Source organism: Aeromonas sp. 600276 (genome assembly GCF_049175815.1).
In the GTDB taxonomy this organism is placed as follows: Bacteria; Pseudomonadota; Gammaproteobacteria; order Enterobacterales; family Aeromonadaceae; genus Aeromonas; species Aeromonas dhakensis.
On record NZ_JAAKVU010000026.1, the window covers coordinates 23,856 to 46,072 of the forward strand.

23 protein-coding genes are annotated in these 22,217 nt (G+C 63.3%); 15 read left to right on the forward strand and 8 right to left on the reverse strand.

Translation table 11 applies throughout. The annotated features are described in order from the left end of the window. The first annotated feature begins 198 nt into the window (after nt 1-198). From G5134_RS19795 to G5134_RS19810, 4 genes are all read left to right on the forward strand, one after another. Complete coding sequence (locus tag G5134_RS19795) at nt 199-1,221, forward strand: LacI family DNA-binding transcriptional regulator (RefSeq protein WP_065017885.1); 1,023 nt, start codon at nt 199-201, stop codon at nt 1,219-1,221. Nucleotides 1,222-1,250: 29 nt separating this feature from the next. Then, on the forward strand, nt 1,251-2,231 hold the full coding sequence (locus tag G5134_RS19800) for an MDR family oxidoreductase (RefSeq protein ID WP_024943260.1): 981 nt from the start codon (nt 1,251-1,253) through the stop codon (nt 2,229-2,231). Between the two features lie 74 nt (nt 2,232-2,305). Beyond that, nucleotides 2,306-2,428: a hypothetical protein gene (locus G5134_RS19805; protein WP_005307545.1), complete on the forward strand. Its 123-nt coding sequence runs from the start codon at nt 2,306-2,308 to the stop codon at nt 2,426-2,428. Nucleotides 2,429-2,563: 135 nt separating this feature from the next. Further along, the gene (locus tag G5134_RS19810; protein WP_005307548.1) at nt 2,564-2,899 is read left to right on the forward strand and encodes a DUF2799 domain-containing protein; all 336 of its coding nucleotides are present in this window, start codon (nt 2,564-2,566) and stop codon (nt 2,897-2,899) included. A 4-nt stretch (nt 2,900-2,903) separates the two neighbouring features. Here G5134_RS19810 and G5134_RS19815 read toward each other — a convergent pair whose 3' ends face one another. Beyond that, entirely contained in the window at nt 2,904-3,074 is a 171-nt protein-coding gene (locus G5134_RS19815; RefSeq protein WP_005307551.1) for a hypothetical protein, read from the reverse strand. A 105-nt stretch (nt 3,075-3,179) separates the two neighbouring features. Next, nucleotides 3,180-3,614 (reverse strand): flagellar basal body-associated FliL family protein, encoded by a 435-nt coding sequence (locus tag G5134_RS19820; protein WP_005307553.1) that lies wholly within the window; start codon nt 3,612-3,614, stop codon nt 3,180-3,182. Between the two features lie 145 nt (nt 3,615-3,759). Between G5134_RS19820 and G5134_RS19825 the strand changes: the two genes are divergently transcribed. Both G5134_RS19825 and ubiA read left to right on the forward strand, forming a co-directional pair. Beyond that, nucleotides 3,760-4,296 (forward strand): chorismate--pyruvate lyase family protein, encoded by a 537-nt coding sequence (locus tag G5134_RS19825; protein ID WP_005307556.1) that lies wholly within the window; start codon nt 3,760-3,762, stop codon nt 4,294-4,296. Further along, nucleotides 4,293-5,156, forward strand: coding sequence for a 4-hydroxybenzoate octaprenyltransferase (ubiA, locus tag G5134_RS19830; RefSeq protein WP_005307559.1), 864 nt, complete (start codon nt 4,293-4,295; stop codon nt 5,154-5,156). Before G5134_RS19825 ends, ubiA begins: the two co-directional genes overlap by 4 nt. Before the next feature lie 60 nt (nt 5,157-5,216). Here ubiA and plsB read toward each other — a convergent pair whose 3' ends face one another. Continuing rightward, a complete protein-coding gene (plsB, locus tag G5134_RS19835; RefSeq protein WP_065017886.1) occupies nt 5,217-7,640 on the reverse strand; it encodes a glycerol-3-phosphate 1-O-acyltransferase PlsB in 2,424 nt (807 codons plus the stop codon). Between the two features lie 204 nt (nt 7,641-7,844). Here plsB and lexA point away from each other — a divergent pair, with 204 nt between their 5' ends. The 4 genes from lexA to dinF all read left to right on the forward strand — a co-directional run bounded on the left by lexA (nt 7,845) and on the right by dinF (nt 11,444). Then, nucleotides 7,845-8,468: a transcriptional repressor LexA gene (gene lexA, locus G5134_RS19840; RefSeq protein ID WP_065017887.1), complete on the forward strand. Its 624-nt coding sequence runs from the start codon at nt 7,845-7,847 to the stop codon at nt 8,466-8,468. A 437-nt stretch (nt 8,469-8,905) separates the two neighbouring features. Continuing rightward, nucleotides 8,906-9,193, forward strand: coding sequence for a hypothetical protein (locus tag G5134_RS19845; RefSeq protein ID WP_005307567.1), 288 nt, complete (start codon nt 8,906-8,908; stop codon nt 9,191-9,193). Between the two features lie 213 nt (nt 9,194-9,406). Continuing rightward, the gene (locus G5134_RS19850; RefSeq protein WP_005307570.1) at nt 9,407-10,033 is read left to right on the forward strand and encodes an SCO family protein; all 627 of its coding nucleotides are present in this window, start codon (nt 9,407-9,409) and stop codon (nt 10,031-10,033) included. Further along, complete coding sequence (gene dinF, locus G5134_RS19855) at nt 10,023-11,444, forward strand: MATE family efflux transporter DinF (RefSeq protein WP_065017888.1); 1,422 nt, start codon at nt 10,023-10,025, stop codon at nt 11,442-11,444. The genes G5134_RS19850 and dinF overlap by 11 nt, the downstream gene beginning before the upstream one ends. A 28-nt stretch (nt 11,445-11,472) precedes the next feature. On the opposite strand, the gene trmL is transcribed toward dinF, so the two are convergent. The 3 genes from trmL to G5134_RS19870 form a co-directional block, all read right to left on the reverse strand. Further along, the gene (gene trmL / locus G5134_RS19860; protein WP_005307574.1) at nt 11,473-11,943 is read right to left on the reverse strand and encodes a tRNA (uridine(34)/cytosine(34)/5-carboxymethylaminomethyluridine(34)-2'-O)-methyltransferase TrmL; all 471 of its coding nucleotides are present in this window, start codon (nt 11,941-11,943) and stop codon (nt 11,473-11,475) included. A 68-nt stretch (nt 11,944-12,011) separates the two neighbouring features. After that, on the reverse strand, nt 12,012-13,367 hold the full coding sequence (locus G5134_RS19865) for an ATP-binding protein (RefSeq protein ID WP_065017889.1): 1,356 nt from the start codon (nt 13,365-13,367) through the stop codon (nt 12,012-12,014). Further along, nucleotides 13,364-14,059 (reverse strand): response regulator, encoded by a 696-nt coding sequence (locus G5134_RS19870; RefSeq protein WP_065017890.1) that lies wholly within the window; start codon nt 14,057-14,059, stop codon nt 13,364-13,366. The genes G5134_RS19865 and G5134_RS19870 overlap by 4 nt, the downstream gene beginning before the upstream one ends. An 86-nt stretch (nt 14,060-14,145) precedes the next feature. On the opposite strand from G5134_RS19870, the gene G5134_RS19875 reads away from it, so the two are divergent. From G5134_RS19875 to G5134_RS19890, 4 genes are all read left to right on the forward strand, one after another. Next, nucleotides 14,146-15,057 carry a cation diffusion facilitator family transporter gene (locus G5134_RS19875; protein WP_010635505.1) on the forward strand — a complete coding sequence of 304 codons (912 nt, stop codon included), beginning with the start codon at nt 14,146-14,148 and terminating at the stop codon, nt 15,055-15,057. A gap of 8 nt (nt 15,058-15,065) precedes the next feature. Then, entirely contained in the window at nt 15,066-15,845 is a 780-nt protein-coding gene (cysE, locus tag G5134_RS19880; protein WP_005307587.1) for a serine O-acetyltransferase, read from the forward strand. A gap of 21 nt (nt 15,846-15,866) precedes the next feature. Continuing rightward, entirely contained in the window at nt 15,867-17,147 is a 1,281-nt protein-coding gene (locus G5134_RS19885) for a hypothetical protein (protein WP_421232152.1), read from the forward strand. 237 nt (nt 17,148-17,384) lie between these two features. Beyond that, the gene (locus G5134_RS19890) at nt 17,385-17,594 is read left to right on the forward strand and encodes a cell division protein ZapB (RefSeq protein WP_005307594.1); all 210 of its coding nucleotides are present in this window, start codon (nt 17,385-17,387) and stop codon (nt 17,592-17,594) included. 72 nt (nt 17,595-17,666) lie between these two features. Here the strand turns inward: G5134_RS19890 and elbB are convergent, their stop codons facing one another. Beyond that, entirely contained in the window at nt 17,667-18,317 is a 651-nt protein-coding gene (elbB, locus tag G5134_RS19895; protein ID WP_019840100.1) for an isoprenoid biosynthesis glyoxalase ElbB, read from the reverse strand. Between the two features lie 400 nt (nt 18,318-18,717). Between elbB and polA the strand changes: the two genes are divergently transcribed. After that, nucleotides 18,718-21,468 (forward strand): DNA polymerase I, encoded by a 2,751-nt coding sequence (polA, locus tag G5134_RS19900; RefSeq protein WP_065017892.1) that lies wholly within the window; start codon nt 18,718-18,720, stop codon nt 21,466-21,468. A gap of 89 nt (nt 21,469-21,557) precedes the next feature. On the opposite strand, the gene G5134_RS19905 is transcribed toward polA, so the two are convergent. Beyond that, nucleotides 21,558-22,097, reverse strand: coding sequence for a gamma carbonic anhydrase family protein (locus G5134_RS19905; RefSeq protein WP_065017893.1), 540 nt, complete (start codon nt 22,095-22,097; stop codon nt 21,558-21,560). Nucleotides 22,098-22,217 lie beyond the last annotated feature (120 nt).

Here is a 22,217-nt window from a genome sequence, read left to right on the forward strand (position 1 = left end):
AACTGTGAGCCTGATCGCGAAAGTTAGCGCTACCAGATAGCGCTAACATCGATCTGTGATAGCGCTATCATTTCTCTCACAGAAGGGATTCATCCTGCCCCTTGTCGGCCTCAAAGGGGGTAAAATCCGGTTTGAGCAAATAGTCAGTGCCGCGCTTTTGCCTTAAAGTGAGCACCCGTATGCCGAGGAAGGGAAAGGATGTCAGAAGCGAAGAAACGCCGTAGCACGGGTCGGGTGACCCTCAACGATGTGGCCCAGCTGGCCGGCGTGGGGGCCATGACGGTGTCGCGTGCCCTGCGCACCCCCGAGCTGGTATCCGACAAGATGCGCGAGCGCATCGAGGCGGCGGTGGACGAACTCGGCTATATCCCCAACCGGGCGGCGGGGGCGCTGGCTTCCGCCACCTCCCAGACCATAGTGGTGATCGTGCCCAGCCTGACCGACTGCGGCTGCGGCGAGGTAATTGCCGGACTGCAGCAGAGCCTGCGCCGGGAGGGTTACCAGATCATGCTGGGGGATGCCCAGCACCTGAAACAGCAGGAGGAGAGCCTGCTGACCAGTTTCTTGCAGCACAATCCGGCGGCCGTGGTGCTGTTTGGCAGCGATCCCGGCGAGACCATCCGCCAGCGGCTGAAGGCGGCCCGCCTGCCGGTGGTGGAGGTGGGGGCCATGGCCCGCAGCCCCATCGACATGAACGTCGGGGTCTCCAACTTCGATGCCGGCTACCAGCTGACCCGCCACCTCATCGAGCGCGGCTACCGCAATATCGGTTTGCTCTGCGCCCGCCAGGAGCAGTGGATGCTGCAGCAGCGCATGCAGGGCTGGCAGAAGGCGCTGCTGGACAACTACCTCTCCCCCGACGCCATCATCAACACCTCGGAGCGACCCAGCTTCAGCACCGGGGCGGCCATGCTGGGGGAGTTTCTGCTGCGCTGGCCCGAGCTGGATGCGCTGGTCTGCGTCAACGACGAGCTGGCGGCCGGGGTACTGTTCGAATGCCAGCGTCGCCACCTGAACGTGCCGGGCAAGCTCGCCATCGCCGGTTTCGACGATCTGGACGTAGCGCGCGCCTGCTACCCGGCCCTCACCTCGGTTCGCATCCCCTATCAGCGGATGGGGCAGGAGGCGGCCGATCTCATCTTGCGTCAGCTGGCCGGTGAACCCGTCATGGGCTCGGCGCTGACCCTCGACTTCCAGCTGCAGAAGCGGCAAAGCAGCTGATCCTTTTCACACTCATCAAAGAGGCAACCATGTTCAAGGCTCTGTTACTGGAAAACCAAGAAGGCAAGACGGTACCGACCCTCACCCGGCTGGGTGAGAGCCAGCTGCCGGAAGGAGAAGTGCGGGTGGCGGTGAGTTACAGCTCCATCAACTACAAGGACGGGCTGGCCATCACCGGCAAGGGCAAGATAGTGCGCCAGTGGCCGCTGGTGCCCGGCATCGACTTCGCCGGTACCGTGCTCGAGTCTGCCGACGAGCGTTATCAGCCGGGCGACAAGGTAGTGTTGACCGGCTGGGGTGTGGGGGAAGGGCACTGGGGCGGCATGGCCGAACAGGCGCGGGTCAAGGCCGACTGGCTGGTGCCGCTGCCGGCCGGGCTGGATGAGCGCCAGGCCATGTGCATCGGCACCGCCGGCCTGACCGCCATGCTCTGCGTGCTGGCGCTGGAAGAGGCGGGAGTGACCCCGCACAGCGGCGAGATCCTGGTGACTGGCGCCGCTGGCGGGGTGGGCTCCACCGCGGTCGCACTGCTGGCCGCGCTGGGTTATCAGGTGGCGGCGCTGACCGGTCGTCCCGAGGAGCAGGGCGAGATGCTGACCGCGCTCGGTGCCAGCCGCATCGTGCCGCGCAGCGAGCTGCTGGAGCCTGCCAAGCCGCTCGAGAAGCAGCTGTGGGCCGGGGCGATCGACAGTGTCGGCAGTCAGGTGCTGGCCAAGCTGCTGGCCCAGATGAACTACGGCGGCGCTGTGGCGGCCTGCGGCCTGGCGGGCGGCTTCGATCTGCCCACCAGCGTGATGCCTTTCATCCTGCGCAACGTGCGGTTGCAAGGGGTCGACTCGGTGATGTGCCCGCTGGCACGTCGCCAGCTGGCCTGGCAGCGACTGGCCCGGGATCTGCCCGCCAGCTTCTTCGCGCAGGCGGTGACCGAGATTGGACTGGAGCAGGTGGTGGAGGCCGCCGAGGCCATCACCCAGGGCAAGATTGCTGGCCGCACTCTGGTCAAACTTTGAACTCCCGCTGACTGGCGAGCCCCATTTTTCTGGATAGACTTTGAGTGCGGGTGCACTATCCAAGGAGAATGAGCATGGGTGGACACAAGCCGGATTACGACCTCGACGACGAGTGGGAGCCGGAATCCTGGGAGGACGAGCTGGATGAATGGGAAGACGAGAGCTGGCAGGACGATGACCCTCTCGACGACCAGTAATCCGCGTATTGAATACACAGGCGGGCCTCGGGCCCGCCTGTTTTTTTGGGCGGCACACAGGAATGGGGAGAGGCACTTGGAGGCCGGCGGCGGGCTGGCTAGAATGAACTGCCCAAACGACACTCAAGGATGACTATGCGACTCTCGGTGATAGTGTTTGCCGCCCTGCTTGGGGGCTGTGCCTCCCATTCGGATGATCCGTGCGAGAAGGTGTGGAGCGAGGTGGGGGAGGCGGATGGCAAGCTGGGCCTGACCGCCGAGCGGGTCGAGTTCCATCAGGCCCAGTGCGGCGAGAAGGTGAATGCCGAGCTGTGGAAACAGGGACACCAGAAGGGGCTGGCCTGGTACTGCCGGCCGGAACATCTCTATCTGGCGGGCCGTTCCGGCGAGGAGTACCGCGGGGTTTGCCCCAACGACGTCCAGGCGCGTCGGCTGTTCGAGCAGGGGCGCCAGGGCTGGACCGATCAATAGCCGGTCAGGCTTCTTTCTCTTTCAACCGCAGCGGCTGACACAGATAGCTCTTGTCGTTGGCGCTGCGGGCACACTTGCCGCAGACGAACTTGGGTTTGCGCACGATTTTGCGCAGGGTCTTGAGATCGGCCGGGATCTCGCTGCGACGCCATTCACACAGGGTCTTGTTGCCCATTCCGACTACCTCGACAACTCAGTGGGCCCTAGTGTAATCAATTTTCATTTCTAAAACAGCGAGCGGGCCCGGATGATCGCATGGCCCGCTCGTGATGAGGGGACCTTACTGATAGAGGAATTTGGTGAAGATGAGCTCGCGTATCGCCTTCTTGCCGCTCTCTTTCACCAGCAGCTCGTTGGCCCGGGTCTCGCACTCCTTGCGCAGGTCTTCACGGCTGACCAGGGACTTGATCTGATCGGCGGTCTTGCTGCCCATCAGGCGGATGATGGCGTCGCGGATCAGGGGGTCATGCTGCTCCAGCAGCTTGAGGTCGGCCTCGTTCTCGGCCATCAGCTCCACCGTCACCCGGACGTAGCCGAGGGTTTTACCGTCGCTCAGGTAGTTGGTGATGATGTCGGGATCCAGCAGGTGGTAGAGGAATCCCGGCTTGGCCGCCGCCGCTTCTCCTTCTGCGGGTGCTTCCCCTCCTTCGGAGGCATAGGCCTGGAGTGCACCGCAGCTCAGCAACAACACCAGCAGAAATTTGAATAGCTTCATATGGATGGCTCATCAGCAAGAGATACCCCATTTTTGATGTTGCCATCGGGGCCGTCAAGCACGGATGTTCTTACAATTCTCGATTGATTTACGGATAATAAACCGGATTTTAACCTGATAACGGAAATCTCCGGATGGTGAAGCTGTGAAGTCCGAGTTGACTGTTCCCCTTGTCCGGCTGGAGCCCTGGCGGACTCCCGCGCAGTGCGAGCCGCCCGAGGCCTTGCTGCCCTGGTTGCTGGAGGCGGACTCCATGACCCGGCGCCTGCGCCGCCATAATCACCACTTTTCGGTGCAACTGCTCGGCAACCGCAGCGTCCCCCTCGATGCCGACGAGCAGCAGCTGGTGGCCGCCGATCATCCGGCTGGCCTGTGCCGCGAGGTGATCCTGCACGGTGATCGTGGGCCGGCCCTGCTGGGCTGGACCCTGTTCGCCGAGGCTGCCTTGCCGGACAGCGGCTTGCGCGAGCTGGGCGAGCAGCCTCTGGGTGAGCGTATCTTCGGTGACGAGCCTGCCCGGCGCGATCACCTGCAACTGGCCTGTTTCGAGATTGCGAGCAATCCCTGGTGTCCGGCCGGCATCGTGTGGGGACGCCGTTCCCGTCTGTTTCTGGGGCAATGGCCACTGCTGGTCCATGAACTCTTCTTGCCCTCTCTGTCATGCAACAAGGAGCTGGAGTGAATCTGTTAACCAAGGAGCGGGGACTGGCCTACGTGCAGTTGGCTCGCATCGACAAGCCCATCGGTACCCTGCTGCTGCTGTGGCCGACCCTGTGGGCGCTCTGGCTGGCGGCCGATGGCCTGCCGGATCTCTGGACCCTGCTGGTGTTCGTGGTGGGGGTGTTTCTGATGCGCTCCGCCGGTTGCGTCATCAATGACTATGCGGATCGCAACTTTGACGGTCACGTGAAGCGTACCGCCGGCCGACCGCTGCCCATGGGCAAGGTCAAGCCACGGGAGGTACTGGCGCTGTTCGCCGTGCTGGCGCTCATCTCGTTCGCCCTGGTGCTGACCATGAACCCGCTCACCATAGGCCTGTCGTTCGCGGCCCTGCTGCTGGCGGTCTGCTACCCCTTCATGAAGCGCTATATCCCGATCCCCCAGCTGGTGCTCGGCATGGCCTTCTCCTGGTCCATTCCCATGGCCTACGCGGCCCAGGCCAACGCCCTGCCGGCCGTGGCCTGGCTGGTGTTTTTCGCCAACCTGCTGTGGACCATCGCCTACGACACCGAGTACGCCATGGTGGACCGGGACGACGACCTCAAGCTCGGTCTCAAGTCGAGTGCCATCCTGTTCGGCCGCCACGACAAGCGGATCATAGGCGCGCTGCAGCTGCTGACCCTGCTGATCCTGCTGCTGGTGGGCCAGCTGAGCGAGCTGGGATCCAGCTACTACTGGTCGTTGCTGGCGGCGGCGGCGCTGTTCGTCTATCAGCAGCGACTGATCCGCGAGCGGGCGCGGGAAGCCTGCTTCCAGGCGTTCCTCAACAACAACTACGTGGGGGCGCTGATCTTCGCCGGGGTGGTGATCAACTACCTGTGAACTCGCTTCCCCAATGAAAAAGGCCGCGACATGCGGCCTTTTTCATTGATGTGTCCCGGCTCAGGTCCGGTTGCCCGCCTGAATGGTGCGGCGGATCTTGGTGCTGAGCAGTGGCACTATGTTGTCGGCCAGCGCCTGGAAGCGGCCCAGATCCGGCTTGCAGCCCGGATCCAGATAGCCTTCGCTGCGCAGGGTGTGGATCAGGGTGCTGAACAGCTTCTGGTCGAAGAACTCGGGGGCGTTGATGCCGTGCAGGGTGCCGAGGCGTTCCGCCATCATCAGGCCGTCCGCCTCCAGCTGCTCCGCCTCGATGCTGGGCTGGGCCAGCACCCGGGTCAGCACGATGGCGTAGCGTTGCAGAGTCTCCTGGATGCTCTCGGCCAGGAGCAGCAGGCGGGTCTGGTTGACCGGGTTGACCCAGAAGCCGCCGTCGCGCGCCTCGATCAGCTGCTGGCGCTGCAGTTCGGCCAGCAGGGCATCGACCAGCTCCGGCAGATCATCCTCTTCGTAGCGCAGGAACAGCTCGGTCTTGAGCAGCGGGTAGATGTCGATGCAGCGGGCGACGATCTCGCTGCGGGAGATCCCCTCGCAACGCTCGATCAGGGCCGCCACCAGCGAGGGCATGGCGAACAGGTGCAGTATGTTGTTGCGGTAGTAGGTCAGCAGGATCGCCTGATAGCGGTCCAGACTGATGATCTGCCCCAGCTTGTCCTCGCTCACCTCGAACTTGTTGAGCTCCACCGCCTGATCCAGCAGGGTCTTGGCATCCTCGGCCGGCATGGTGCTGTGCGGGCTGTAGGGCACCTGCTTGAGCAGGTCCAGATAGGTGTTGAGCTGGGCCTGCAGTTCGTCGCGGGTGAGGGCGTGGCGTTCGGCGGCCAGCAGCGCCAGCGCGCTCAGGGTCAGGCCGTTGACGGCGGCGGCGCCGTTGATGCGGGTCATCAGCAGCTCGGCCAGCTGGTTGACGGTGCCTGCCATCCACTCGGGGCGTTCCTCCTCGCCGATGTGCTCCTTCCAGGTCGGCACGTGTTCGTTGAGGTAGCTGTTGAGGGTCAGCGGCTCGCCGAAGTTGACGAATCCGCGGCCGTAGTTGCGCAGCTTGCGCAGGATGCCGAGCACCTGCAGGAAGCTCTCCTTCTCCTTGCGGCTGCCCTTGAGCTCGTTGTGGTAGGTGTTCACCTCCATCACGTGCTCATAACCCAGGTAGACGGGGACGAAGGTGAGCGGCCGATCCAGTCCGCGCATCATGGCCTGCAGGGTCATCGCCAGCATGCCGGTCTTGGGTGGCAGCAGGCGACCAGTACGGGAGCGACCGCCCTCGGTGAAGAACTCCACCGAATAACCCTTGGCAAACAGCAGGTTGAGGTATTCCCGGAATACCGTGCTGTAGAGCGGGTTGCCCTTGAAGGTGCGGCGGATGAAGAAGGCGCCGCCGTGGCGAAAGATTGGGCCCGCCGGCCAGAAGTTGAGGTTGATGCCCGCCGCGATGTGGGGCGGCACCATGCCCTGGTGATAGATGACGTAGGAGAGCAGCAGGTAGTCCATGTGGCTGCGATGGCAGGGCACGTAGACGATCTCGTGACCCTCCTGGGCCAGCTGGCGCACCTTTTCGGCGCCGTTGACCGACAGGCCGCGATAGAGCTTGTTCCACAGCCAGCCGAGGAAGCTTTCGCCGAGCCGGATCAACCGGTAGGAGAAGTTGGAGGCGATCTCGTCCATGTAGCCATGAGCCCGTTTCTGGGCTTTATCGAGGCTGATCCCCTCGCGCTGGGCCTCCTCCTCGATGGCCTGCTGGATCACGCCAGAGTCGAGCAGCTGCTTGAACAGCAGGTTGCGGTTGGGCAGCTTGGGCCCGGTGGCGGCCAGCTGCTGGCGGCTGAAGTGGGTGCGGGCCACCCGCGCCAGCTTGTGGGCGATGGCCTCGTCGGTGCCGTGCTTGTCCGCCATGTAGCGCAGGGAGAGCGGCGGAGAGAAGCGCACCAGGTTCTCGCGCCCTTTCAGGATCACGATCAGCGCCTTCTTGAGGCGGTTCGGCGCCAGGCTGCTGATGATGTTCCAGCCGGAGGCCTCCTCGCCTTCCCGACCCGGGGCACGGCCCCAGAACAGGGTGACGGGCACCACCTGGATGTCCAGTGCCGGATCCTGCTTGTGCAAATCCAGCAACTGGTGGAACTCCTGCAGGAAGGGGAGCGGCTTGCTGCGCTTGCCGAACAGGGGAGGCGGACGATCAAGACAGACATAGCGCGGCAGCAGCTGGCCGTTCAGCTCCAGCGGCGTGAAGGGGCCGGGCAGACCGAGATCCTCGCAGCACTGCTGCAGGGTCATCAGGTCGGTGATCGAGCTGGTCTTCAGGGCATAGACGATGGGTCTGGCCGGATCCAGCTTGAGTTCCGTGATGGGGTTTTCCGGCAGGCTCTTGTGATTGACCAAGCCGCTGACCGGCCATTGCAAGATGGCTCTGGAAATCTTCTGTCCAAGGGACATGTGCGTCTGCTCTCCAAAAAAATGCGGCGTGAGCATAGCAAATCACCGACTGCTTGTCGCCGAGAGGTACGATGAGTCGGCTGCGCGGGATCAAAACCATGGCAAATGAACGGAGGGCCGCGACAAATGTCAGCTGCGGCTTGCCTTGGCCACTGCACTGTATATACTGCCAGTGTGCTGTATAAAAAGACAGGTGCCCATGCTATGAAACCCCTTACTCCCCGCCAGGCCGAAGTGCTGGAGTTGATCAAGGCGAACATGAACGAGACCGGCATGCCGCCGACTCGCGCCGAGATTGCCCAGAAGCTTGGTTTCAAGTCGGCCAACGCGGCCGAGGAACATCTGAAGGCCCTGGCCAAAAAGGGGGTCATCGAGATCATGCCGGGCACGTCCCGCGGCATCCGCCTGCTGCTCGAAGAGGAAGAGCAGCTGGAAGAGAGCGGTCTGCCGCTGATCGGCAAGGTGGCTGCCGGCGAGCCCATTCTGGCCCAGGAACACATCGAGAGCCACTACCAGGTGGATCCCGCCCTGTTCCACCCGCGGGCAGACTTCCTGCTGCGGGTACAGGGCATGAGCATGAAGAACATCGGCATTCTGGATGGCGACCTGCTGGCGGTGCACAAGACCCAGGAGGTGCGCAACGGTCAGGTGGTGGTGGCGCGGCTCGACGAAGATGTCACCGTCAAACGCTTCCAGCGCAAGGGCAGCCAGGTGTGGCTGCTGCCGGAGAACGAAGAGCTCTCCCCCATCGAGGTGGATCTCGCCAGCCAGCAGCTCACCATCGAGGGGCTGGCGGTCGGCGTCATTCGCAACGCCGACTGGATGTAATCCGTGCCAACAGGGCCTCCCATGGGAGGCCTTGTTGTTTCTGCGCTCCTTTCCCCGTGATTTCAATCAGATCCTGATACCCGGCACTTTTGTCTGCGGGCGCTCGCCGCAGGCGATTCATTTCAGATATATCATTTGGTAAGGCGGACTCGTTGGCTTGAGCCGCCCCCGCTGCTCGCCATGACGCGCGTTATCCAGATCGCTGATAGCAGGAACCCGGAGGGCAGCAGGGAAAAACAACAGCCTCGAGCGGTGTGCAGCGCACACCTGGCAAAGAGGCGCTTGCGGGATAGAAGGGAGAGTGGTCAGCAGGGCGCCGGCAGTCGGCACCGCAGCGGCACACTCGCGCAGTCGACACGCGGCAGTCATCGACTCATTCACCCTGGCGGTGATGGGCGGTGCCGGTTGGCGTGACCTGTTGATCAAGGAGGACAGGTATGGCTTCAAGCTCGCCATGGGATCCGGGTCTGGCATCGCCCGTTTCTTCCATCACCCGTTTCATCAAGGGTAACCGGATGACCCGTTTCTACGCGCTCTGGGTGCACCACAAGGGCGCCTGCTGGACCATCTGGCTGGGGTGCCCGAAGGACAAGATTGTCCGCCTGGTGCGCCTGTTTCACAGCCATCACGAGCAGGGGTTGGCCGATGATCTCTGGACCGCCCCTGTCATCCCGCTACGCGCCTCGAGCCGCCGCCTGCACGAGCGGCGCCGACAACAACCCTGATCCCGTTGCAAAACAGCCCCACCTCCCGGTGGGGCTGTCGTTTTGGGCGATCCGGCGTCGCTTTGCAGACCCTGGCGTCATCTTCTGACCGAAGTTGGCCAGCGAACGGGCAACCGTGACAAGGGAGTGACCGGCCCGGTGCTCACTGGGTTACAATAGCCCTTTCATTCTGGCCCGGCTGGCGGGCGTGTCGACGTAAAGGGTTTGTTTTTTATGGTGAAACCACGTTACCCCTTGCTGTTTCTGCTGCTGGTCGGGGGCATGATGGGCGGTTTTTACTGGAGCCAGCCCTCCCTGCCCGAGCATGCCGACTATTACCCGGCGGGGCGGGATATCAACCCGTTTGCCTTCACCGATCAGGATGGTCAGCCCTTCGTGCCGGCCAGCCTGACCGGCCACTGGACCTTCCTGTTCGTCGGCTACACCTTCTGCCCCGATATCTGCCCGACCACCCTGGCGGATCTGCGTTCCGTCTATCCCGAGCTGAAAAAGATCGCTCCGAGCAGCCAGGTGGTGTTCATCTCGGCGGATCCCCAGCGGGACGACGTGGCCCGACTCAAGACCTACACCGCCTTCTTCAACCCGGAGTTCAAGGCGGCGACCGGCCCCCACGACAAGCTGTTTCCCTTCGTGCGCAATCTGGGGCTCATCTACTCCATCGCCGATCAGGGGGAGAAGGATTACCTGATCGACCACTCCGCCTCCATCGTGCTGATCAATCCGGCCGGCAAACTGGAAGCCGTGTTTCGCCCCCGTCTGAGCGAGGACGGGGTGCCCAGGGTGGTGATGGCGAGCATGGTGTCGGACTTTGCCAGGATAGTGCGGCTGGATGGCGAATAGTGATGAGCAACGGACGTCCTCCGGCATGCTGACCCCCGCCTGGTGGCGAGACGGGCGGCGCCATCGCGCCGTGTTTGCCCTGGCCCTGCCCATGGTCTTTTCCAATGTCACCACCCCGCTGCTGGGGCTGGTGGACACCTGGGTGATCGGTCATCTCGGCCAGGCCTGGTTCCTCGGTGGCGTATCGGTCGGCGCCACCCTCATCAACCTGCTGTTCTGGCTGCTCGGCTTTCTGCGGATGTCCACCACCGGCCTGACCGCCCAGGCCCATGGCGCCAGCAGCCCGGCCGGCCAGCTCGACACCCTGGCCAGGGCGCTGGGGCTCGCCATCGCACTGGGGCTGGCGTTGTTGCTGCTGTTGCTGCCGTTGCTCCCCACCCTCATCGCCCTCAGCGGTGGCTCCGCCGAGGTGCAGCACTATGCCGCCGAGTACGTCTCGGTACGGATCTGGAGTGCCCCGGCGGCGCTCTGCAACCTGGTGATCATGGGCTGGTTGCTGGGCATGCAGGATGCGCGCAGCCCCATGCTGCTGCTGATCTTCACCAACCTGGTCAACATGGGGCTCGATGCCTGGTTCGTGCTGGGGCTGGGCTGGCAGGTGAAGGGGGTGGCTGGCGCTTCGCTGCTGGCGGACTACAGCGCGCTCGGGTTGGGGCTCTGGCTGGTGAGCCGTCACCTGCGCCGGCTGGCGCCGGTGGCGTGGCAGGGGGCCTGGCAGCGCTGGCGCCAGTGGCCCGCGTTGCTGCGACTGCTGGCCCTGAACCGGGACATCTTCATCCGCTCCCTCTGCCTGCAGCTCTGTTTCGCCTTCATGACCCTGCAGGGGGCCAGGTTGGGGGATGTGGCGGTGGCAGCCAATGCGGTACTGCTCAACTTTTTGATGCTCATCTCCTACGGGCTGGACGGCTTCGCCTATGCGGTGGAGGCCATGGTGGGGCGCGCCATCGGACGTCGGGATCGGCAGGGACTGCGGGAGGCCATCGGCCTCAACCTCGGCTGGGCGCTGCTGATTGCGCTGGGCTTCAGCCTGCTGTTTGCGCTGGGGGGCAGCCGGCTGATTGGGTACATCACGGATCTGCCGGCGGTGATCGCCACGGCCAATGCGCAGCTGCCCTGGCTCATCGCCATGCCGCTGTTGGCGGTCTGGTGTTTCCTGCTGGACGGGGTCTTCATCGGGGCAACCCGGGCCCGGGAGATGCGCAACAGCATGCTGGTGGCGGCCCTCGGCGGCTTCTTCCCGGTCTGGTGGCTCTGTCAGGGCTGGGGCGTGGCGGCCTTGTGGGCCGCGATGGCGGCCCTGATGACGGGGCGGGGACTGACGTTGGGCTGGCTCTGCTGGCAGCTGGAGCGCGATGGTCGGCTGCTCCACTCACCCCACGGGGCGGGGGAGGCGCAGCAGGCCTCCTCCTGAGCCCGCTATCTAGCCAGGCAGGTCCGGTTCAGACCTGCAGCGAACCGGGGTAGCCCAGCTGGCGCCAGCTTTCGTAGACGAATACCGCTACCGCGTTGGAGAGATTGATGCTGCGGCTCTGGGGCAGCATGGGGATGCGCAGCCGCTGCTCGAACGGCAGGCTCTCGATGATCTCGATGGGCAGGCCGCGGCTCTCGGGCCCGAACAACAGGGCGTCCCCGGCGGCAAACTGCACTGCCGAATGGGCGGTGCGTCCCTTGGTGGTACAGGCAAATACCCGCGTCGGCGCTACCGCCGCCAGGAAGGCCTCGAAGTTCGGCCAGCGCTTCACCTCTGCGAACTCGTGATAGTCGAGCCCCGCCCGTTTCACCCGCTTGTCATCCCACTCGAACCCCAGCGGCTCTATCAGGTGCAGCCGATAGCCGGTGTTGGCACAGAGGCGGATGATGTTGCCGGTGTTGGGCGGAATTTCCGGTTGGTAGAGCACGATGTCGAGCATGACGGCGTCCTGATGGGGCGAAAAGGGCGCCAGCATACCCAGCGCCCGGGCGGATGAAAAGGGCCTGCTCAGCCGATGGGCAGGCGGATGGTGATGGTCAGCCCGGCCGGGTGGTTGCTGCTGGCGCGGATGGTGCCGCCGTGGCGCAGGATGGCCTCCGCGGCGATGGCCAGCCCCAGTCCGGTACCGCCGGTCTTGGCGTTGCGGGCATCATCCACCCGGAAGAAGGGCAGGAACAGCTGCGGCTGCTGCTCCACCGGTACGCCGGGGCCGTCGTCGCGGATGGTCATCACCCACTCCCGTCCCTCCCGGTACCAGTCCACCTTGATGAACTCGCGGGCATATTTGAGCGCGTTGCGCAGCGGGTTTTCCAGCGCCCGGGCCAGCAGATCGGGCCACATCCGCAGAGAGTCGGTGGGCAGCGGCGGCAACCTGAGCTGCTTGCCGCTCTGGTTTGCCTCGAACATGGCGTCGTCCAGGATGGGCTCCAGCAGATCGGCCAGCGGCATCACCACCGGCGCCTCCACATGTTGCTGCACCCGCGACAGGTCGAGCAGGTCGCCGATCAGCTTGTCGAGCCGGCCTATCTCCGATTCGATCCGGGCCAGCTCGTTGCTGTCACCCTGTTTGCGGCGGATCAACGCCTGCGCCAGCTGGATGCGGGTGAGCGGGCTGCGCAGCTCGTGGGAGATGTCGGAGAGCAGCTGTTTCTGCTTCTGGATCATGTTCTTGAGAGTATCGACCATGTGGCTGACGTGATCCGCCAGCTGGCCTATCTCGTCCCGCCGCCCCAGGTTGGGGATCTGTGCCTCCAGATTGCCCTCCGCCAGCAGGGAGACCGACTGCTGCAACTGCAGGATGGGGCGGGTCAGCCGCCAGGCCAGCAGCAGGCAGAGCGGGGTGCTGACCAGCATGGCGATGCCGAGGATCTGGATCGGGTGATCCAGGATCTGGATGAACAGGAACAGATAGGAGTTCTCGACGTTGAGGCCGAAGTAGACGTGGTAGATCTGGCCGCGATGCTCCATCTGGAAGGGGCCGGCGATGGCCCGCTTGTGCTCGCTGCCCAGCATGGGCTTGGCCGGGTTGTCCGAATCGAGCATGAAACGGACCACGAACTTGCTCAGGCGGGTGCTGGACTGCATCTGTCCCTTGGCGTCGCGCAGGTAGATGTTGTCCACCGGCAGCAGGCCGGCGGCGTCGATGGCCTGGGCCAGATCGAAATCCTGAGTGGGATCCGCCCCCTTCTGCAGCGCCTTCAGATTGTTATTGAGGCGGGCGATCTCGTGGGCCGGCAGCGGGATGATGTTGCGGGGATCCAGGGTCGGCAGGATCACCACGGCGGCCACCACCAGCAACAGCATGAACCAGAACCAGAGGAAGATCTGGGTGGAGAGACCGTTGAAGGTGCGGGCCGTTCTCATGCCTGTTCCAGCCACAGGTAACCACGGCCGCGCACCGTCTTGAAGCGGGGCTGGCCGTCGGTGCGCTCAGGCAGCTTCTTGCGCAGGTTGCTCAGGTGCATGTCGATGGCGCGATCGAAGGGCTCGAGCTTCTTGCCCAGCACCAGCTCGGAGAGCTGGCTCTTGCTGACGATTTGGCCTGGATTGCGCAACAGGCACTCCAGCAGGCCGAATTCGGTGGCGGTCAGCTCCAGCAGATCGCCGTGGCAGCTGGCCTGCTGCAGGCCGGGCTGCAGCACCAGATCCATGAAGCGCACCTCGTCCGAACCGCCGCCGCGCTGGGGCTGGCTGCCCTGGGTGCGGCGCAGGATGGCGCGCACCCGGGCCAGCAGCTCCCTGTCATCGAACGGCTTGGCCAGGTAGTCGTCGGCCCCCGCCTCCAGCCCGTTGACCCGATCCTGGCTGTCGCCGCGGGCGGTCAGCATCAGCACCGGGGTGTCGTGGGTCTTGCGCAGCCGGGTCAGCATGGCGAAGCCATTGAGCTTGGGCATCATCACGTCCAGCAGGACCAGGTTGAAGTGCTGTTCGGCCAGCCGCTGCAACCCCTCTTCGCCATCCTCGGCGACGGTCACCTGGAAGCCTTCCAGGGTCAGAATTTCGGTGAGCAACTGGGTCAGCTCGAGATCGTCGTCGACCAGGAGTATTTTGTGCATCTGAAGTCATTCCGCTGATTTTTCGCGCCAGACTGGCGCAGGGGTCAGGGTATAATAGATTTTTAACCGCAAGAGGAAAGCCGGTTTTGAGCCATCAACAATATTCCCGCTGGGTGACGCTGGCCAGCATGGCCGCCGTCACCACCGCTACCCTGCTGATCACCGGCAAGCTGATCGCCTGGCTGATGACCGACTCCTCGAGCCTGCTGGCCTCCCTCACCGACTCCTTCATGGACGTGAGCGCCTCCATCATCAACCTGCTGGCCATCCGTTATGCCCTGTCACCGGCCGACGACGAGCATCGCTTCGGTCACGGCAAGGCGGAGTCGCTGGCCGGGCTGATCCAGTCAGCCTTCATCTCGGGCTCCGCGCTGCTGCTGGTGATGCACGGCATCTCCTCCCTGCTCAAACAGGCGCCGCTGGAGCGACTCGAAGCGGGTCTGTGGGTCAGCGGCGGCTCCATCGTGCTGACCCTGCTGCTGGTCAGCTTCCAGAGTTTCGTCATCCGCAAGACCAACAGCGTGGCCATCAAGGCCGACATGCTGCACTACCGCTCCGATCTGCTGCTCAACGGCGGCGTGCTGCTGGCACTGGTGCTGGCGGGGCAGGGCTGGTACTGGGCCGACGGCCTGTTTGCCATCCTGATCGGGCTGTTCCTGTTGTGGGGGGCGTTGCACATCGGTTATGAATCGGTGCAGGCACTGCTCGATCGTCAGTTGCCAGCCGAGGAACAAGCGAGAATAATGGCCCTCTGCTGTGCCGTCGAAGGTGTACACGGGGTGCATGATCTGCGCACCCGCCAGTCCGGTCCGACCCGCTTCGTGCAGTTGCATCTGGAACTGGACGATCAGCTCCCTCTGGTCAAGGCCCATCAGATTGCCGATGAAGCCGAACTGGCGGTTCGTCAGGCATTCGAGCGCATGGATGTCATCATCCACATGGACCCCATCTCCGTGGTGCACAAGGAACAGCAAGGCACTCCCTCAGAACAACAGTAGGCTGCAACATGGATGATCTGGTTGCCAGAACCTGGCAAAAAATTCAGCAAGAAGCGGCGAGCATGGCGACCGAAGAACCCATGCTGGCCAGCTTCTTCCACTCCACCATTCTCAATCACAAGAACCTGCGTTCGGCCCTCAGCTTCCAGCTGGCCAACAAGCTCGACAGCGCCACCATGCCCGCCATCGCCCTGCGCGAGGTGATCGAGCTGGCTCTGCGCAGCGAGCCCGAGCTGCTGACCATGGTCGCCGCTGACATCTGCGCGGTGCAGGAGCGCGACCCGGCGGTCGATCTCTTCTCCACCCCGCTGCTCTACCTGAAGGGGTTCCACGCCCTGCAGGGCTATCGGGTCGCCAACTGGCTGTGGCGCCAGGGGCGTCGTTCGCTGGCGCTCTACCTGCAGAACCAGATCTCCGTGGTGTTCGGGGTGGACGTGCACCCGGCCGCCCGCATTGGCAAAGGCATCATGTTTGACCACGCCACCGGTATCGTGGTCGGCGAGACGGCGGTGATCGAGGACGATGTCTCCATCCTGCAGAGCGTCACCCTGGGCGGTACCGGCAAGGAGAGCGGCGATCGCCACCCCAAGATCCGGGAAGGGGTGATGATAGGGGCGGGTGCCAAGGTGCTCGGCAACATCGAAGTGGGCATGGGCGCCAAGATCGGCGCCGGCAGCGTGGTGATCAACCCGGTGCCGCCGCACACCACTGTGGCGGGCGTGCCCGCCAAGATCGTGGGCCGTCCGGAGTGCGAGAAGCCGTCGCTGGACATGGATCAGTGTCTCTGATCCCCTGACCGAGGCGAGTCGATGGCCAAGCGCTGGTCGGGTTATCTGATCCTGGGGATGTGGCTGCTCAACCTGCTGCACCTCTATCTGGGGTTCTCCCCCTGGCCGGCAGCCATCGCCGCCTGGGGAGCCTCCCTGCTCACCTGGCCCTGGCTGGTTGGGGCGGCGCGCCGTCAGGCGCTGGCCCTGTACGGGGCGGCACTGGCGCTGCTGATCTTCTCCTGCTGGCAAGGCGCCAGCCTCCGGCCGGCGGACTGGCTGCTGCCCAACATCAACATGCTCACCATGTTTGCGGCGGTGAGCACCCTCAATCTCGCCACCTCGGACCTGCTGACCGGCACCACCTCATGGCAAGGGCGCAAGGGGCTGTGGAGCACCATGGCCAGCCTCAACCTGCTGGGGGCCGTCATCAACCTCTCGGTGCTCTTCATCATCGGCGATCGGCTGGAACGGGGCGGCACCCTGGAGCGGCGTCAGGTACTGGTGCTGAGCCGGATCTTCTGTGCGGCGGCCTTCTGGTCACCCTTCTTCGTCGCCATGGCGGTGGCGCTCACCTATGCCCCCGGTCTGCAGCTGTCGCAGATCCTGCCGTTCGGGCTGCTGGCGACCCTGCTGGCGATGGGGTTGACCGCCTGGCAGGTGGAGCGGCTGGGGGTAGCGGACTTTGCCGGCTACCCGCTGCGGCTGCAGACCCTGGGGCTGCCGGTCGCCCTGGCCGGGCTGGTGCTGCTGATCAAGCAGACCTGGCCGGATCTCGGCATCCTGGCGGTGATCGCCCTGGTGGCGCCGCTGCTGGCGTTTGCCTTTATGCCGAGCACGGGGCGAGGCCCGGCCCTCAAGCGGCAGGTGGTGGAGCGCTTCCCCGCCATCGGCGGTCAGATAGTGTTGTTTCTGGGGGCCGGTCTGCTGGCTGCCGGCATCAACAGCGCGCTGTCGGTGCTCGAGCTGGGCGGCGGCCACGGCTTGCCCTTCTTCCATCACTTCGGCTGGCTGGAGGCCTCGCTCACCCTGCTGCTGATCCTGCTGGTGGCCATCGTCGGAGTACACCCGCTCATCAGCATCTCCGGGCTGGCGCCGCTGCTGTGGCCGCTGGCGCCGGATCCCAGCCTGCTCGGCATGACCTTTTTGCTGGGGTGGGGGCTGGCCACCGGCACCAGCCCGCTCTCCGGCTCCAACCTGGCGCTGGCCTCCCGTTACAACCTGAGTGCCGGGGCCATTTTGCGCGGCAACCTGCTCTACGGCCTGCTGATGTACGGGGTCGCCTGTCTGCTGCTGGGGGCCTATATCGCCCTGCACAGCTGAGGCGTCCGGTTGATGTGAATAGGGGAGCAGATCGGATGCAATGGCGGCTTGTGCGGGCCCTGCCTTGGCCCCGGCGCAGGATGCGAGAAAAATAGACGCATATTTAGTCAATACATCCATGGAAGGCGCATTTTACAGCGCACCGGCTTGTTTGTGCCGATGCCATCAGGGTATGCTGGCTTCACGCGCTTGAATCGCCCTCTGTGGGGCATCGCAATTGAACATACAGGTATGCATATGTCACTAGAAGTCCTTGAGCAACTCGAATCCAAAGTACAATCCGCCGTCGACAACATCTCCCTGCTGAAGATGGAGCTGGACGAGCTGAAAGAGCAGAACAGCAAGCTGCAAGACGAGAACCATCAGCTGCGCAACGAGCACGTTGCCTGGCAAGAGCGTTTGCGTGCCCTGTTGGGCAAGATGGATCAGATGGGCGAAAGCATCTAATCCGTCGCTATCCGCGAGAATTGAAAACGGGCCGCTCCATGAGCGGCCCGTTTGTTTGGGTCAATCTGGCAGTCAGAGCGCCAGCAGCTGCTTGACGGTCTTCTCGATGCCGTCCGCCGCTTCCACTATATTGCTGGCCAGCATGTAGGCGGGGGTGGAGATCACCTTGCGCTCCTGATCTACCACGAATTCGTTGACCGGGCAGTTGAGATGGCTGCCACCCATCGCCTCGATGGCGTTGGCGGTGCCCTCGTCGTGGCCTATGGTGGCCAGGGTGCCGGCGCCGTAGATGAGCGGGATCATGGCTGGCGCGATGCAGATGTAAGCCGCCGGCTTGTTGGCCCTGGCAAAGCTCTGGCACGCCTTCAACACGTCCGGCTGGATTTGGCACTCGGCTCCCTTGATGGCGAAGTCGCACAGGTTCTTGGCGGCGCCGAAGCCGCCCGGCACCAGCAGGGCATCGTAGTCGGCTGCATCCAGCTCTGCCACGTCTTTGATCTGGCCGCGGCAGATGCGCGCTGCCTCGACCAGCACGTTGCGGCTCTCTCCCTCGCTCACTTCCCCGCTCAGGTGGTTGATCACATGGAGCTGCGGAACATTGGGCGCAAAGCACTGCACTGCGGCGCCCTGCCTGGCCAGCGCCAGCAAACTGATGACGGCCTCGTGGATTTCGGCCCCGTCAAAGACGCCACAGCCACTCAAGATCACGGCCACTTTTTTCATGGCAGACTCCTCGTTGTTGAAAATGTGAGCCAGGATGGATTGTTGTACTTTTGTATGGTTATCGTTCGTCCTCCGCTGGTCAAGTCATCTTGCTGTGCTAGGATTGTTTCGTTTCGGATCCTGCCGCGTTTACTCCCTTAAATCTTTTTCCACATTGATCGAGATCATTCCAACAGTCTGGCGATCGGTTTTAACGATCTCAATTCATTGTTATATATGAAATTTTCATTTTTTATCCACAGTGGTTTCACTGGGGTTCATCAATCACTCCATTTTTGAGCACAGAGTTATCCACAGAGTGGCAGTCGATGAGGATCCCTCGGCCGGGTCGCCCCCCCTCTTGGTGTGAGGGGGGCCCTGTGGCATCCTAGCGGCTGTTTATCTCTGGCAGGACGATTTCATGGCCCCTAGCAATCCCCTTATTCTGGTCGACGGCTCCTCTTATCTTTACCGCGCCTTCTTTGCCTCTCAGCAGGCCGATCTGCGCACCTCGACCGGTTTGCCGAGCGGCGCCGTCCGTGTCATGGCCAACATGATGCGCAGCCTGCGCAAGCAGTACCCCGACTGCCATGTGGCCGTGGTGTTCGATGCCAAGGGCAAGACCTTCCGCGACGACATCTATCCCGAATACAAGGCCAACCGAGCCAGCATGCCGGACGATCTGCGCAGCCAGGTCGCCCCCATCCATCAGATGATCAAGGCGATGGGCTTCCCCTTCCTGATGGTCGAAGGGGTCGAGGCCGACGACGTGATCGGCACCCTGGCCCGCCAGGCGACCGAGAAACAGCTGCCGGTGCTGATCAGCACCGGCGACAAGGACATGGCGCAGCTGGTCTCCGACCATGTCACCCTGATCGACACCATGAAGGACGTGAAGACCGATCGGGAAGGGGTGATCGAGAAGTTCGGCGTACCGCCCGAGCTCATCATCGACTACCTGGCTCTGATGGGGGACAAGGTGGACAACATCCCCGGCATGACCGGTGTCGGCGAAAAGACGGCCCTTGCCCTGCTGCAGGGGATCGGCAGCATCGACGAGATCGCCGCCAACCTCGACAAGGTCGCTGCCCTCGGCTTTCGCGGCTCCAAGGCGTTTGCCGACAAGTTCCGCGAGCAGGAGGAGCAGGTGCGCCTCTCCTATGTGCTGGCCACCATCAAGACCGACGTGGCGCTGGAGCAGAGCCTGGAAGAGCTGGAGCTCGGCCCCATCGACAAGGAGGCCCTGCTGGCGGTCTATCGCGAGTATGAGCTGCGCAACCTGATCAAAGAGCTGGAGTCCGGTGGCGAGGAGAGCGGCGCCGAGGGTGATGAGGAAGGCGCCGCCCCGGCTGCCGCCATCGAAACCGACTACCGCTGCATTCTGGATGAGGCCGAATTTGATGAGTGGCTGGCACGCCTGCAGGCGGCGCCGCTGTTTGCCTTCGACACCGAGACCACCAGTCTCGACTATATGGAGGCGCGCATCGTTGGCGTCTCCTTTGCCATCGAACCGGGCAAGGCGGCCTATGTGCCCTTCGGCCACGACTATCTGGGGGCGCCGATACAGCTGACCGAGGCCGTGGTACTCGGCAAGCTCAAGCCGCTGCTGGAAGATCCTGCCCGCCTCAAGGTGGGGCAGAACCTCAAGTACGATCGCAACGTGCTGCTCAACCACGGCATCGAGCTGCAGGGTATCGCCTACGACACCATGCTCGAGTCCTATGTGCTCAACTCCACTGCCAGCCGCCACGACATGGATTCGCTGGCCCGCAGGTATCTGAACGTCGAGACCATCTCGTTCGAAGACATCGCCGGCAAGGGAGTCAAGCAGCTCACCTTCAACCAGATCGAGCTAGAGCAGGCGGCCCCCTACGCGGCGGAAGATGCCGATATCACCCTGCGTCTGCATCAGGCGCTATGGGGCAAGCTTGCTGCCGAGCCGGGCCTCGCCAAGGTGTTCAGCGAGATCGAGCTGCCGCTGCTGCCGGTATTGGCACGGATGGAGCGACTCGGTACCACCATCGAGCCCAAGCTGCTGCATAAGCAGAGCCAGGAGATCGAAGTGCGGCTGGCAGAGCTGGAGAAGCAGGCTCACGAGCTGGCCGGGCAGGAGTTCAACCTCTCCTCACCCAAGCAGCTGGGGGAGATCCTCTTCACCAAGCTGGGGCTGCCGATCATCAAGAAGACTCCGAAAGGAGCCCCTTCCACCGCGGAAGAGGTGCTGGCCGAGCTGGCGGAGACCTATGAGCTGCCGCGCCTCCTGATGGAGCACCGTGGCCTGGCCAAGCTCAAATCCACCTACACCGACAAGCTGCCGCTGATGATCAAGCCGCAGACCGGGCGGGTGCACACCTCCTATCATCAGGCGGTGGCGGCGACCGGGCGGCTCTCGTCTACCGATCCCAACCTGCAGAACATCCCGGTGCGCAACGAACAGGGGCGTCGCATTCGGCAGGCCTTCATCCCGTGCGCCGGTTACAAGCTGGTGGCGGCGGACTACTCCCAGATCGAGCTGCGGATCATGGCCCACCTCTCCGGTGACAAGGGACTGCTGACCGCTTTCGCCGAGGGCAAGGACATCCACAAGGCGACCGCCGCCGAGGTATTCGGGGTTGAACTTGATGCGGTGACCAGCGACATGCGTCGCAGCGCCAAGGCGATCAACTTCGGCCTCATCTACGGCATGAGCGCCTTCGGTCTGGCCAAGCAGCTGGGGATCGGCCGTGCCGAGGCGCAGAAGTACATGGATCTCTACTTCGAGCGCTACCCGGGTGTGCTGGAGTACATGGAGCGCACCCGCCAGCAGGCGGAAGCCCAGGGTTACGTCGAAACCCTGTTTGGTCGCCGCCTCTATCTGCCAGACATCAAGTCCCGCAACGCCGGTCTGCGCAAGGCGGCGGAACGGGCCGCCATCAACGCCCCCATGCAGGGTACGGCCGCCGACATCATCAAGCGCGCCATGATCAACGTGGATGGCTGGATCAGGGGTATTGAAGACCAGTCGATCCGCATGTTGATGCAGGTGCACGATGAACTGGTGTTCGAGATCCGCGAAGAGAAGCTGGAGGAATACATCGCCATCATCAAGGAGAAGATGTCAGCCGCCGCCGAATTGCATGTGCCGCTGGTGGTCGAAGCGGGCACCGGTGACAACTGGGATCAGGCCCACTGATCGCTGGCAGTCGTCATCGACACCTATATAGCTATATAAGACGCGAAGCCCGGCCTCATGCCGGGCTTCCTGTTTGTGGCTATCTGGATTCAGACCTCTTGCAGGTATTCGTCCTTGAGCAGGACATAGTTGTCGGCCGAGGTCTTGAGGAAGGCGATCTCGGCCGGCTTGAGAGGGCGCGCCTGCTTGATGGGATTACCCATATAAAGAAAGCCGGCCTCGAGTCGCTTGCCCGGTGGCACCAGACTGCCGGCACCGATCATCACATCATCTTCGACCACTGCCCCGTCCAGCAGGATGGCACCCATGCCGACCAGCACCCGGTTGCCAATGGTGCAGCCATGCAGCATCGCCTTGTGGCCGACCGTGACATCTTCCCCGATCAACAACGGATAGCCGGTCGGGTTGCTGGCACTCTTGCGGGTCAGGTGCAGTACTGTGCCGTCCTGAATGTTGCTGCGGGCGCCGATGCGGATATGGTTGACGTCCCCTCTGGCGGCCACCATGGGCCAGATGCTGGCATCGTCGCCCAGTTCGATATCGCCCACCAGGGTGGCGCAGGGGTCCACATATACCCGTTTGCCCAGTTGCGGGCGTTTTCCCTTGTAATGTCTCAGTCGCAAGTCCATCTTGGCCTCCTTGTTTTCGGCCATTCTAGCAATTCGGTGCTGGTTTCTGTGGATAAGTTTGTATAAAAGCTGTGCTTGGATATGAATAACTAAAAAAGTGCAGTTTTTTGCAATTTTATT

Bases quoted from the DNA above. Each gene is read 5' to 3' on its own strand.
- G5134_RS19795 (WP_065017885.1), top strand. From the start codon at position 199: ATGTCAGAAGCGAAGAAACGCCGTAGCACGGGTCGGGTGACCCTCAAC.
- G5134_RS19800 (WP_024943260.1), top strand. From the start codon at position 1,251: ATGTTCAAGGCTCTGTTACTGGAAAACCAAGAAGGCAAGACGGTACCG.
- G5134_RS19805 (WP_005307545.1), top strand. From the start codon at position 2,306: ATGGGTGGACACAAGCCGGATTACGACCTCGACGACGAGTGGGAGCCG.
- G5134_RS19810 (WP_005307548.1), top strand. From the start codon at position 2,564: ATGCGACTCTCGGTGATAGTGTTTGCCGCCCTGCTTGGGGGCTGTGCC.
- G5134_RS19815 (WP_005307551.1), bottom strand. From the start codon at position 3,074: ATGGGCAACAAGACCCTGTGTGAATGGCGTCGCAGCGAGATCCCGGCC.
- G5134_RS19820 (WP_005307553.1), bottom strand. From the start codon at position 3,614: ATGAAGCTATTCAAATTTCTGCTGGTGTTGTTGCTGAGCTGCGGTGCA.
- plsB (WP_065017886.1), bottom strand. From the start codon at position 7,640: ATGTCCCTTGGACAGAAGATTTCCAGAGCCATCTTGCAATGGCCGGTC.
- lexA (WP_065017887.1), top strand. From the start codon at position 7,845: ATGAAACCCCTTACTCCCCGCCAGGCCGAAGTGCTGGAGTTGATCAAG.
- G5134_RS19845 (WP_005307567.1), top strand. From the start codon at position 8,906: ATGGCTTCAAGCTCGCCATGGGATCCGGGTCTGGCATCGCCCGTTTCT.
- G5134_RS19850 (WP_005307570.1), top strand. From the start codon at position 9,407: ATGGTGAAACCACGTTACCCCTTGCTGTTTCTGCTGCTGGTCGGGGGC.
- dinF (WP_065017888.1), top strand. From the start codon at position 10,023: ATGGCGAATAGTGATGAGCAACGGACGTCCTCCGGCATGCTGACCCCC.
- trmL (WP_005307574.1), bottom strand. From the start codon at position 11,943: ATGCTCGACATCGTGCTCTACCAACCGGAAATTCCGCCCAACACCGGC.
- G5134_RS19865 (WP_065017889.1), bottom strand. From the start codon at position 13,367: ATGAGAACGGCCCGCACCTTCAACGGTCTCTCCACCCAGATCTTCCTC.
- G5134_RS19870 (WP_065017890.1), bottom strand. From the start codon at position 14,059: ATGCACAAAATACTCCTGGTCGACGACGATCTCGAGCTGACCCAGTTG.
- cysE (WP_005307587.1), top strand. From the start codon at position 15,066: ATGGATGATCTGGTTGCCAGAACCTGGCAAAAAATTCAGCAAGAAGCG.
- G5134_RS19885 (WP_421232152.1), top strand. From the start codon at position 15,867: ATGGCCAAGCGCTGGTCGGGTTATCTGATCCTGGGGATGTGGCTGCTC.
- G5134_RS19890 (WP_005307594.1), top strand. From the start codon at position 17,385: ATGTCACTAGAAGTCCTTGAGCAACTCGAATCCAAAGTACAATCCGCC.
- elbB (WP_019840100.1), bottom strand. From the start codon at position 18,317: ATGAAAAAAGTGGCCGTGATCTTGAGTGGCTGTGGCGTCTTTGACGGG.
- polA (WP_065017892.1), top strand. From the start codon at position 18,718: ATGGCCCCTAGCAATCCCCTTATTCTGGTCGACGGCTCCTCTTATCTT.
- G5134_RS19905 (WP_065017893.1), bottom strand. From the start codon at position 22,097: ATGGACTTGCGACTGAGACATTACAAGGGAAAACGCCCGCAACTGGGC.